Genomic DNA, 11,800 nt, shown 5'->3' with positions numbered 1-11,800 from the left:
AAAAAAATGCCTTGCAGTCTTATAATTTCTTGTTTTATTTTATATTTTTTAACACCTATTTATAGTTTTTAAATGATCTTAACTGTTCCAGTCTATCGTAAAATGTCCATAACTATCAAAGATATGTTTTTTATCTCCATGTTTTGTAGGAAGAGAAACAGTTTCGTTTACATAAATCTCGCCATTGTCTTTAGCATAGTAATCGAACCATCCAAACTGTGAAGCGGAGCGTGCCCAAGCTGTGAATTTTCCTACCGTAGCTTCTCCAGAACTCTCGAAGCTATGCCATTTATCATTGATTTTTTGCCAGCCTGTTTGCATTTCGCCTTTATCATTATAATAGTATGTTTTACCGTTAGTTTTTACAAAACCTGTCTGCTTAGCTTCTCCTTCATGATTAAAATAATATTTTATTCCATCAATGGTTTCATGACCATCGAAAGTAAAGTGTCTGCCATCATCGAAGTGGTATTTTTTACCATCAACTTCCTTCCAACCGGTATAGTAACGCCCTTCTTCTAAGCTGTAATATACCAATACAGGTTGCTCTTTCCCATCAAATCCAGGTAAAAAGGTTTTAGAGATCCCGCTTTTTCTAGTGGAACCATCTCCTTCAAACATTAACGTTTTCTCTTCAAAAGTAACTTCAGTCACCGAGCTTAGCGCTTCTCCATTCAGCTTAGAAACTTTCTCAAGTGCGCCTTTGTCAGAAAAGTGAAGAATGACATTTTGATCTTCTAGACGTATTTCATTTTTAGTAACTCGAACATCTTTAAAATAATAAATTTTACCATCGATTTCCCGCAAACCATTTTCAATAAACGCTCCAGAAGCATCAGAATAGGCTAGACCATAGGCATCCTCCCCCCATGCTGATCGTTGCAGAGCACCATCATTATTGAAGTGATAGTACTTCCCATCAATATCCCCCACTACATTTGGCATCCTCATATGGTTAGAATTCAAATTAAAATAATATGTCTTCCCCTCAATTTCCTGCCAACCTTTCAAAAGAATTCCATCAGAACCTGCATAATAATAATCATCATACTTCTTCACCCAACTGTTCTTTATCACATTTCCAGAAGCATCTTTTGCAATCCATTTACTAGGATCCTTTTCATCACTTATTATCTGTATTCCGTCATGCTTCTGTTTCTCATTTTCTTTACCTGGATACCAATTTCTTAACCAGTTATGAATTTCATTGTTGCTTTTTGCAGTGAAGCGAATTTCGGATTTGAAACTCCAATCAGTACCAAATCGTTGAACATTCTGATTACCAGCTAAACTTACTCCATTCTTGTTTTTTAAATAGAACTGGAATTTATTGTCATTAGAATTGCCGGTCTGGACAAGTTCAAACACTTCATCATCACCAATCGAATCGGAATATTGAAGTGCATTTCCTTCTTTCCCTGAAAGATATTTTGAACCTGTTTTTACGATTACTTTATTCGTCCCTTTTTTATAGGGGATAATTTGATAAGGTTTACCGTCATTTAGTATACTAAACGTTAGTGAAATAGGTGTCTCTAAGATGCTAGTACGATCCGCCAATATATCAGGTAACCGATTATTAAAATCTGCAAGAGCTTCAGGATCATTCGTAACATAATTAGAAAGAGCCTCTTTGCCCACTGTCTTTGAAGTACTTGTTCCTAGCATTCGTTTGTCTTCTGGTAATTTTCCGAAAAGTTCATCCTCATTAACACCGATATTAGCCAAACCGCTTTTAGGATGATAAGCATTTGGGAAATGTTGTTTTATAAATTTCCATCCTAGTTCATTTCTACGACCACTATTGTCACTTTCTAGATAATACGTTTTGAAATTCGTAAGTGAAACACCGGTTTTTCCTTCATCTAATTGTTTTTGTGTAATATACAAAATATCATGTTTAGATAGTTCTGGTTCATCAGGAGTTAAATCTACTATTGTACCAGCGTCCTTAATACGAAGTTGTTGTCCATGCTTGATTGTTTTATATTCAACTTTTCCATTGGGATAAGCAATTTTAACCTTCTGGCTAAAATCTTGATTTTTATAATAATCAAATACAGTAACTCCAAACTCTCCTTTTTTAAAAGTAGGAGCCATGTAAGTAATGTTTTCCCAAAAATTACCATAACTACTTTTTGCATTAACCTCTTCTAAATATTTAGTAAAAGCCTCTTTACCAAATGCGTCATATATACCTCCAAGTGTTGTAACAACCGTTCCGAACGTATCAACATCTGCTTTCACTTTATATTCTGTTACGGGGCTGGCGCTGAATAAAATCCCCATTGCAATTCCTACAGGGAGGACTTTTCGCATACTTTTTTTTGCTTTTCCATTCATAATTGTGCTCCTCACTTTGTGCTACCCTATTTTTTTCTATTTATTAAACTGAATTTAACGTTCTGAAGTTTATCTTAGTTTAAATACCTTTCATTTTTCTTGCGAAAGTGTTACAAAACTCTTTCGTTAAAATCGTATAAAATTTAGAATTTTATACGATTTTCTGGTTTTTTTTAGCTTGTCCCATGCCATTAAACGAAGATTTTGAAGTATCCCCAAAACAAAATTTTTATTTATAAAATGAATTAAGTAGTAAACAAGAAAGGCTGGCAAAATGCCAACCTTTCTTGTTTTTTGAGTATCAATTTTTTATTTTAATAAATCAATAATAACGAAAAAGAATGGTTTGCCTCGTTCTTGTTATACAAAGGCCTTTTCTTTTTTTAGATATGTCATAATTACACGAATAAATAATAATAGAGGTGTAGTAACGCAAATTCCAAGTAAACCGCAACTATCTTCAACAAACCAAGGTAAGAACGGCATCCCTGAGGAAAATATAAATAAGTTAAGTACTAAAAAAATAATTGTACGAATAATAATCCTCATACTTATGTTTTTGTGATTCATGGTGTTAATCCTTCGCAAAAGTTTATTTTTAGACTGTATGATCGGTGTTTACTTATGTGTCAATCATTTTATTCCTATCTGTATGTCCAAGTTTAAGAAATTACTTGCAAAGAGTCCTGACGTGTTTGTATGAGAAGCAATGAAAGGGTTTTGTAACATTTACGAAAGAAATTTGAAAGGGGTTTAAAGTAAGATAAACTTACCGATATTAATTTAAACATGTTGGTAACAGTATATTTAGAAAGTAAGGAACGAAGCCATGAAAGAAAAGATAAAGAGAAGTATAAAAAAAATTTCCCCTGTAGGAATAGCGATGGGAATCTTATTCAGTTTCAACCCAATTACAAAACATAAAGCGCATGCAGACGTTGATACAAGAGAAACGATTCTTACAACATTTGGAGATACCTATGATACGTTTCTAAAAGAGCCTTTTGTTATTCTTTTATCAGAACAAAGTGCTAAATATGATTATACAGCTAACAATGAAAACCGTGCTTACAAAGCTCCTACTTTTAACAAAGGAGAATTTGGTATTAGTGTTTATGATTATTATAAAAACCAACACTTTTCTAAGAGAATTAAAATTTTCCATAAAGATGGGAAAGTTGAATATAAAACGATAAAACATGGTCAACAACTTCTGATTAAGCAAGCTGGTATAATAGTGGACTTAAATCCTGATGCTTCAAATGTATATGAACGTGATGTGTATTATATTACGCAAAAACAATTAGATGAAGGGAATACTGGTATTGCACTTACGAATTGGCAAACATATTACTTAAAAAGTGAAAATAGTGGTCAAATGAATGGTCCTTTAGCTCTAAAATATATTAGACAAGAATTTCCAAATATAAAACCAGGTAATCCTTCTTTTGACCTAAAGAAACTTTTTCATGCACTACCAGGAGAGAAGCGAAAACTGGCAACGATAACTTCGAATCCAGTAAAAGAATCTGAAATTTTTAGTTATACCTCTGATGAGCTTGCTGAGATAAAGAAACATAAACTCGCCGTATTTTGAGAAGAAGTAAATTTGTATATTTTTCACAAGAAATAAAAATAAGACTTAATCCTTGTGAGGAAAATAAGCCTTTTTATTATTTAGACTCACACAAATGATCTGCACATCAATTCTTCTTTGATATACAGATCATTTGTATGATAATTTTTACAAATAATTGCGGAATAATGGGCTTACATTACTGCTTTTAAAAGTTCTGCTACTAACGGAAGTACTCCACCTACAAATTTCAAAACTGCCATTGCGATTGTCATGTTATTTCCTCCTCTTTTTATGTATTAAGATGTGGTAAATCTTTATACCCTCATTATAGTAAACGCTTACATGCATATCAATACATTTTGATATGCAATATTACATCTTAAAACCATGTTTTATACTGTTATAATAGCATAGGTAAATTCTACAGCATTTTTCGATGAACTAAACAGCTAATGAACATGAAATTTCTCATAAATAAAAAAGGAAGAGAATTATAAAAATTCTCTTCCTTTTTTATGTGTTGTGATGTGTTCATAAACATAATGCATCTATATTTATAGAAATACATAACAACTATAGAAAAATCCACATTCTAGCTATTTACACACATACAGCTGTACCGCTTACAGCCACCATTAACATTCCATCACGAACGACTTCGTAGTCTACATCAATACCAACAATTGCATTTGCACCTTTTTGCTTCGCAAGAACTTTCATTTCTTCCATTGCAATATCACGTGCTTCTTTCAATTTACTTTCATATGCGCCAGAACGGCCACCTACAACGTCACGAACAGAAGCAAATAAATCGCGTACGATATTTGCACCCATAATTGCTTCACCGTTTACAATGTCAATATACTCAATAATTTCTTTTCCTTGAATCGTAGAAGTTGTTGTTACAATCATTACTAGCACTCTCCTATAATATCTAAAAATTTATTATTTCTTATACTTTTATTATCACCTTGAAATCGTAAATGAACTATCTAATTACCTTACATAAAGATGACACTTTTGTAAGATTTCATAAGTAAAAAAATGAAAGTAAGTTTTATATGGTAGTTTTAATTGGTGAATTTATTTAAGAATTAACAGTTCATTAAGAATATAAGAATCTAAAATTTTATTAATTACACGAATAATGAGATAGAATATATATTCTATCTCATTATATAAGGGGGATTCAGAAAATAAGGTATCTTTTCCGTATCTCTTTATTTTTCTAGTACATCTGAACGAACTAGTTTTAAATCATCTGTTTTAATTGCACCTGTTGAAGTAGAAGATACCTTAACTTTTGTAGCTGTATCCCAATAACCGCCACCTTGCCAAAACTGTGCAAAAGGTGAATTTATTGTTTTATTTACAGCTCCCGCAGCAACCGATCCAGGTTTTAGGCTATACTCAGCAGTAACTTGATATAATGCTGCTGTAATCGTTTTATCAGTATCGTTAGTAAGACTAAATTTACGGGATACTGTTTGTTCTTCACTTAACGAGATACTTGTACCAAATGTACTTTGGAACTCATAACTTGCTCCAATTTCAAAAATATCTTCAATGCCAACACCAGCATTGAAACCTACAGTGTGAGCAAATGATTGTGATTGTTCATTAGTCAACCCTGTTTTGATGTCAAATGTTACTTCATATCCTGTGTTTTTAGCTGGAATTGATGCTGATCCACCAGGAACTTTCTTAAGATATTTCTTTTCAGTTAGTTCAGCATCTTTTAGTGGGTTAAATGGTGTCTTCGCTGAATAACCAATTGTTACAGCCTTTTCAGCGCCCCAATTATTGTCACCCCAAATGACTTGGATTCCAAGCTCATCTAAACTTTTCTTTCCAAATTCCTCTAGAATCGCTCTTTTCAAGTCACCTGGTCCTACAAAAAATTCTGGCGACCAAATTGAATCTTCAGCATCGCTTTTTTCGTAATATTTAGATTGTAATATTTTTTGTACATCAGGATCATTAGGATCTTGAGCATAACGAGTTTTGAAAAAGTTTTCTAATGTTTCCAGAACAAGTCCTTTTACAAAGCTCTCTCCGTAAGTACTTCCAAAATATTCTTCAACTTGGGATTCACTATATCCCATACCCCAAATTAAGTCATAATAAAATCTAGGTTTTGGATCCATATGTTTTAGCTCTTTGTTTCTCCAATCCCCAATAATTTTATTGTTATTTGTATAAAAATAATCTAAATATACATATTCAAGAGGTTTCGCTTGCTTGATATGAGGTGGTGTAACAGATGGAAAATTCGCTCTAATAATATTATTATTGATATAATTTGCATCAAATTCTTGGTTTACATTGGAATTTTCTTCAGATACCTGTCCATCTTTAATATTTAATGATGGATTTTCTTTTTCAACAGAAGTAATTGCGCTAGAACCTGAAGATACTGTACTTGCTTCTGCTTTTAAAGAAAAAACTGGACTTGCTAAAACAGCAAATGCTAATGCTGCGGGAATTACTTTTTTCATTTGACTCATGTGATCTCTCCCTTTCTTTTATCATCTCTACAAGAATACAAAAAATGAAATTATACCGTACATTGCTTATACTTTTTACTTCGGATTAAAATAAAATCACTTTCTATATATTCATCTTATTATATAAATCTTTCAATTTACTTTCATAAATGTTACAAAAGTCTTTCAAAGGTCTGACGTATTTGCTGATGAAACTAACAAACAAAAAAGGAAACCCGTATGTTCATTGGATTTATAATATTTCATAAAACATTGGTTGTTTATTCTATTATAATATTCAAGAGAAGTAGATGAACTGCAACATAGTAATTTATCAGAGGGAGAGAGAATAATCATATGTATCCAAAATTCATTGACAAAATGGCGTTTTCGAAGGCGCATAAAGAGTTATTAATTAAACTGTATAATAAAGAAATTTCAAGAAGCGAGTATAATCAATTGGTAGATACCTTTTATCGTCCACAACAAAAGTAAATATGAAGTAATTGTTTATGGTTTTATGTCTTTTATAGCAACGAAGTTCATTTTTATCATTTTTGGGACAAGCTGTTCTGTTAGGTTGATGGATGTGGTACTATCCCTATAGGGGTAGCACCACATCGCTATCAAGCTAAGCTCATACAACGTTAATTATTATAGAGGTTGTTTCTTTTTTATAAAGATTATGTGTAGAGAATTTAAAGATTTGCATACGAAATAAACCCTATCGGGTTTCATTTTTTTGAATTAAGCCGCTTGATTATCAGACGTGGTACAATTGTAAACGACACCTAATATATCAAAGACTGTTTTCTTCTCATATCGATGAGATTTTCGCCCATTTTGCTGTAGGAGGTTGAACAGGCGAATTAGAATCTTTGATAGCTCTTGGGTGTCTTTCTGTATAGCTTGGAATAGAAGAAAAAAATAGTCTTTAATCATATAAATAGCTTTATATTCACTCAATTCTTGTTTCTTCTTCATAAGAAGTAACTTCCGCATTTGAAACATAATAGAAGAACAGAGTAGAATGGCAATCAGTTGCCCATACAAATGGCATTCTAATCGTTCTTGTTTTATCTTTTTACAATGATGAATGCAAAAGAATGATTTCCACGTTTTAAATAAAATTTCGATTTGCCAACGTAAAGAATACCAATCATGTACTTGTTCCATTGGTACAACATCTGTAGAAGTGTTTGTCATATATACATTGATACCACTGAGTCGTTTACTACGAGGAGAATACTTCATTCCTTTCTTTTTTTCTCTTACGGTTTGATCTTGTAGTCGTTTTTCTTGTTGTTCTTTTGTTAGTCGATGAACAATCACACGAGTTTGTACCTTATCCTTCATTCCTACATAAGCGTTGGATATTTCACATGTTTGTCCTGGCAGAAGAGAGTTCATTAAATCCTCCATATCTATTTGTATATACTCTGTACCTTTCTTGATTCTTCCATCTTTAAAATAATCAGGATTGGGATTTTTTTGATAAATACGTGTATTCGACTTGATACGAGAGATATAGTAAGCCTTTTTATCCTGTATATGTTGAAGATCTTTCAGATGAAAATATCCTAAATCTCGGATACATAAATCATTCGCTGTCACAGTTGGGACACACAGAGAACCGTAGGTTCGATCATGTTGTTTACCTGGACCGGTATGAATATGCAGGAACCGTCCACTTAATAAATCATATTCAAGCTGAATTTTCACCCCCGCTGTATGGCTGCAGCCTCCTGCACCTGGATAAACGAATGAAAAGGAATCTGGGAGCTAAAATGCAGTTGAATCTAAAATACGAATACGCTTAAAAACAGAAGTATATGGAGAAGAAATCGGTATAGATGAGGCCAATTTTTGGTTTAGTAGTTCAGCTAATATGTGTTGCAAAAATTGGACGGCCGTTTTATTAAACCGTTGATTCAATCCCTCAGGACTGATGAGCACTTCTGTTGATGCTTCTAAACAGCTAGATAACTGAGTTAAAGAAGTCGTAGCGACATTTTGGCTCATCCATACACATAAAGCAACTAAATCTTTTGCTTGGTACTTACTGGTTCGTTGCACAAAACCAACGTCTTTAGCAAGGTCCCGTAAAGTATTTGGAGATAACAAGCTTTGAATCTCTTGAGCGAATAGCTGTAATTCATCGGATACAGAAATAGACATAAAAAACGCCATCCTTTCTTATGATTCTACAGAAAGAATAGCGTATTTTTTTATTTTAGGGGGGATTTTGTTTTATTAGCTTGATAGCGATGGGGCGGGACCCCATCGCCATCAACTTAAGAAACTCATCGTTCTCCAAAACGAAAAAAATGCACTGGATTCTCATAGACAACTGTGATGAGATAAAATTTTTATTTTTAGGGTACTTCAAAATCTTAGCTTGATGGCAATGTGGCGGGACCCCTATATGAAATGATTGTTTTTATAAAGGGGATGGAAAAATAAATGAGGGACTTTCAAGAAGAGCAATATGATCGATTAAAAATAGAAAAAAAGAATATTACTCTATTTTTAAAAAGTGGCGTTAGAATACCAGGGCAAATTGTTGGGGTAGATCGTTTTACTGTACTTATGTTGGTTAATGGAAAACAACAACTGATTTACAAACAAGCTATATCCACAATTGCTATGTAAAAAAAATGAGCACCTCTAAATTTAGAGGTGCTCTCGTCTAATAAATGTGTCTAAACGTACAATTTTCTTGTTTTGATATGGTGAGGCCATGCCCATCAACTTAAGAGTGAGCACAACCTGAGCTTTCGGCTCATCGGATCAAAACATTCCTAAAATAAAAGCATACTCTTAAAAATACGCATCACAAATAAACCCTAACGGGCTTCATTTTTTAAATTATGCAACTTTCTTTTGTTTTTTCAATTCATTATACTCATAGACAACACCCATGATATCAAAGACAGTCTTCTTCTCATATCTGTGAGATTTGCGCCCATTCTTCTGTAGGAGGTGGAACAGGCGGATTAGGACCTTTGTTATTTCGTGGGTGTTTCTCTGTATGGCTTGATACAAAAGAGATAGATGATCCTGAATCATACCAATCGCTTTATATTCACTTAACTCTTTTTTCTTCTTTTGTAAAAGAAGTTGACGCATTTTAAACATTGTAGAGGAACATAGGAAAATAGCGATTAGCTTTCCATATAGTTGGCACTCTAATCGCTCTTGTTTTACATTACGATAATGGTCTATTTTGAAGAGTGATTTCCATGTTTTAAAGACAATCTCTATTTGCCAACGTAAAGTATATAACTCATGTACCTGTTCCATCGGAACCCATTCCCAAGGTATATTCGTCACGTACACGTTTAATCCCGCTATCATTTTACTTTTCTCTGAGTACGTTCTATTTTTAGATTTTTCTTTTTCCGCGATCTTCGCTCGTCGTTTTTGAAGTTGCCTATCTGTTAATCGATTAAAAATAACGCGTGCAAACAGTTGTTGTTTATCGCCAATATACACATGTTTTAATTCAAATGTTTCTCCAGGCTGTAGTTGTTTCAAAATCTGTTTCACATCGATTTGTATGTATTCCGATTGTTTCTTTATTGCACCGTTTTTAAAGTATTCGGGGTTTGGATTTTTCACATATACATTCGTATTTAGTTTTAAACGAGAAATATAGTATGTACCTCGTTGATCCATTTGATCTAAGTCCTCCAATGAAAAATAACCCAAATCACGAATACATAAATCTCCTGGTCGTAAGGTATCTAAACACTCCGTACCAAATGTTTTATCATTATTTTTTCCGGGTCCCACTTGGAAATTAAGAAATTGCCCACTATGTAAATCATATTCTAATTGAATTTTGATTCCAGCTTTTTGGGCGCAGCCTCCAGAGCCTGGATATACATTCTCTAAAACATTTGGTACTTGAAATACAGTGGCATCTAGGATACGAATTCGCTCAAAATACGAGAAAAGTTGGTTAGAGATTTGTGTTTGTTCACATATTTTTTGTTGTAACAGTAAAGAGAAAATATGCTGTAAAAACAAAACTGCTTTTCGATTTAGCCGTTTGTTTAAGCCCTCAGGGCTGAGTAAAGTGCCTGCGGTTGCATGAAGTCTACTGCATAATCGGACTAAAGGATCGCTTGCCACTCTTTGACTGATCCAAATACAAATGGTAGCTAAGTCTGAACCAGAAAACTTGCGTTTTCGCTTTATAAAGCCAATTTCTCTTGCCAGTTCTTCTAAAAATACAGGTGTAACATATCGCTGTAATTCTTCCACAAATGATTGTAGTTCATCTTTAATCAAAAGATTCATAAAAAAACGTCATCCTTTCTAATCTAGCTTGTTTAGAAAGAATAACGTTTTTTTTGTAATTAGGGGTATTAAAATCTCTTAAGTTGATGGGCATGTATGGTGAGGCCTTATAGGGGTTTAACAAGTTAATACTTAATGTGTTAATATAGTGATAAAAAGGATAAAAAAGGAAATGAATAAATCTCCATATTTACTTTCAATACTTGGATTGGGATTATTTTTTTCAGTTAGACACGGTGTATTAATATTTTTAGCATATTGGAAAGATGAAGTAATTTCGTCAAATAACCTAATTTTATTTGCAATAGGAGTATTATTATTAATTGTTTCAAAGTTTTTTAATAAGAAACGTAGTAAAGCAAAACAAGTATAAATTTATTTAATTTCTGTTAAGATGGTTTGTTTTGCTCTTGTAGTTACATTATCTCAAAGAGAACTTGTAGAAATTCCTACAAGTTCTCTTTGTTTTTCTAAAAAATCATGTTAAACCAATTGAATTATTAAGCATTTATTTTATTTAAAATTGAAACTTTATTAGTAGTAAATAGTACATAATCTTGCTTGCTAGTTTTAATTAAGATGCGATCAGTTGTAGCATAAGGTGTCCCAATTCGAATTGCATCATTTTTTTCAACACCAGCATAAGTATCATCTTCAGTAACTTCAATAATTTCGTTTAATGGAATATTAACTTTTGCTAATTGCCATTTAATAATTAATTCCTCTGTTGTTTTTATAACATCAATACCCAACATATTACCAAGACCTTTCCATTCGATTTTCTAAATATAATTATAAATCAAATAATTATATTTGTAATTAAGTATCTTTATTGGATATTTATGTTTGCCAATGATATGAATAACAAATTATTTTTATCTATTTTCGAATGTAAACTTTTACCCATTAGTTTACATTCATTTTCTCTTAATCATTGACTTCACAACAAATCTCCTGATATCCTCAAAATTAACAACAAAAGCATACATTCAAAACACTATGAATAAAGGAATTATTGAACATGTCACAATATATTTATTCAAATAGTTTACGTATAATTTTTACCCAACCTAAATAAGAAAATCCT

General features: G+C 32.5%; 9 protein-coding genes and 1 pseudogene. 4 read left to right on the top strand and 6 right to left on the bottom strand.

Annotation, left to right across the window (positions count from 1 at the left end; genetic code table 11):
• Positions 1–78: 78 nt before the first annotated feature.
• The gene (locus tag MHH45_RS26215; protein WP_088094739.1) at positions 79–2,343 is read right to left on the bottom strand and encodes an N-acetylmuramoyl-L-alanine amidase family protein; all 2,265 of its coding nucleotides are present in this window, start codon (positions 2,341–2,343) and stop codon (positions 79–81) included.
• An 829-nt stretch (positions 2,344–3,172) separates the two neighbouring features.
• On the opposite strand from MHH45_RS26215, the gene MHH45_RS26210 reads away from it, so the two are divergent.
• Positions 3,173–3,940, top strand: a complete 768-nt coding sequence (locus tag MHH45_RS26210) for a hypothetical protein (RefSeq protein WP_340863604.1) — start codon at positions 3,173–3,175, stop codon at positions 3,938–3,940.
• A gap of 582 nt (positions 3,941–4,522) precedes the next feature.
• Here MHH45_RS26210 and MHH45_RS26205 read toward each other — a convergent pair.
• Both MHH45_RS26205 and MHH45_RS26200 read right to left on the bottom strand, forming a co-directional pair.
• Entirely contained in the window at positions 4,523–4,834 is a 312-nt protein-coding gene (locus MHH45_RS26205) for a heavy metal-binding domain-containing protein (protein ID WP_088094734.1), read from the bottom strand.
• A 308-nt stretch (positions 4,835–5,142) separates the two neighbouring features.
• Complete coding sequence (locus MHH45_RS26200; RefSeq protein ID WP_249922751.1) at positions 5,143–6,429, bottom strand: hypothetical protein; 1,287 nt, start codon at positions 6,427–6,429, stop codon at positions 5,143–5,145.
• Positions 6,430–6,765: 336 nt separating this feature from the next.
• Between MHH45_RS26200 and MHH45_RS26195 the strand changes: the two genes are divergently transcribed.
• Positions 6,766–6,903 (top strand): hypothetical protein, encoded by a 138-nt coding sequence (locus MHH45_RS26195; protein ID WP_170927988.1) that lies wholly within the window; start codon positions 6,766–6,768, stop codon positions 6,901–6,903.
• Positions 6,904–7,155: 252 nt separating this feature from the next.
• Here MHH45_RS26195 and MHH45_RS26190 read toward each other — a convergent pair.
• Positions 7,156–8,586, bottom strand: a pseudogene (locus MHH45_RS26190) (IS4 family transposase).
• Between the two features lie 285 nt (positions 8,587–8,871).
• On the opposite strand from MHH45_RS26190, the gene hfq reads away from it, so the two are divergent.
• A complete protein-coding gene (hfq, locus tag MHH45_RS26185) occupies positions 8,872–9,060 on the top strand; it encodes an RNA chaperone Hfq (RefSeq protein WP_002187663.1) in 189 nt (62 codons plus the stop codon).
• A 216-nt stretch (positions 9,061–9,276) separates the two neighbouring features.
• Here hfq and MHH45_RS26180 read toward each other — a convergent pair whose 3' ends face one another.
• Positions 9,277–10,713 (bottom strand): IS4 family transposase, encoded by a 1,437-nt coding sequence (locus MHH45_RS26180; RefSeq protein WP_088093672.1) that lies wholly within the window; start codon positions 10,711–10,713, stop codon positions 9,277–9,279.
• A 172-nt stretch (positions 10,714–10,885) separates the two neighbouring features.
• Between MHH45_RS26180 and MHH45_RS26175 the strand changes: the two genes are divergently transcribed.
• Positions 10,886–11,086, top strand: coding sequence for a hypothetical protein (locus MHH45_RS26175; protein WP_088094758.1), 201 nt, complete (start codon positions 10,886–10,888; stop codon positions 11,084–11,086).
• Positions 11,087–11,213: 127 nt separating this feature from the next.
• On the opposite strand, the gene MHH45_RS26170 is transcribed toward MHH45_RS26175, so the two are convergent.
• Complete coding sequence (locus MHH45_RS26170) at positions 11,214–11,468, bottom strand: SunI/YnzG family protein (RefSeq protein ID WP_088094759.1); 255 nt, start codon at positions 11,466–11,468, stop codon at positions 11,214–11,216.
• Positions 11,469–11,800 lie beyond the last annotated feature (332 nt).

Source organism: Bacillus sp. FSL K6-0042, from assembly GCF_038006685.1.
GTDB classification, from domain to species: domain Bacteria; phylum Bacillota; class Bacilli; order Bacillales; family Bacillaceae_G; genus Bacillus_A; species Bacillus_A pseudomycoides.
The sequence above is the reverse complement of the archived record's forward strand: the minus strand, read 5'-3'. Positions and strand labels throughout refer to the sequence as shown.

Excerpts from the sequence above, each read along its gene's own strand:
- MHH45_RS26210 (WP_340863604.1), top strand. The coding sequence starts at position 3,173 with ATGAAAGAAAAGATAAAGAGAAGTATAAAAAAAATTTCCCCTGTAGGA.
- MHH45_RS26170 (WP_088094759.1), bottom strand. The coding sequence starts at position 11,468 with ATGTTGGGTATTGATGTTATAAAAACAACAGAGGAATTAATTATTAAA.
- hfq (WP_002187663.1), top strand. The coding sequence starts at position 8,872 with ATGAGGGACTTTCAAGAAGAGCAATATGATCGATTAAAAATAGAAAAA.
- MHH45_RS26195 (WP_170927988.1), top strand. The coding sequence starts at position 6,766 with ATGTATCCAAAATTCATTGACAAAATGGCGTTTTCGAAGGCGCATAAA.
- MHH45_RS26200 (WP_249922751.1), bottom strand. The coding sequence starts at position 6,429 with ATGAGTCAAATGAAAAAAGTAATTCCCGCAGCATTAGCATTTGCTGTT.
- MHH45_RS26175 (WP_088094758.1), top strand. The coding sequence starts at position 10,886 with ATGAATAAATCTCCATATTTACTTTCAATACTTGGATTGGGATTATTT.
- MHH45_RS26205 (WP_088094734.1), bottom strand. The coding sequence starts at position 4,834 with ATGATTGTAACAACAACTTCTACGATTCAAGGAAAAGAAATTATTGAG.
- MHH45_RS26215 (WP_088094739.1), bottom strand. The coding sequence starts at position 2,343 with ATGAATGGAAAAGCAAAAAAAAGTATGCGAAAAGTCCTCCCTGTAGGA.
- MHH45_RS26180 (WP_088093672.1), bottom strand. The coding sequence starts at position 10,713 with ATGAATCTTTTGATTAAAGATGAACTACAATCATTTGTGGAAGAATTA.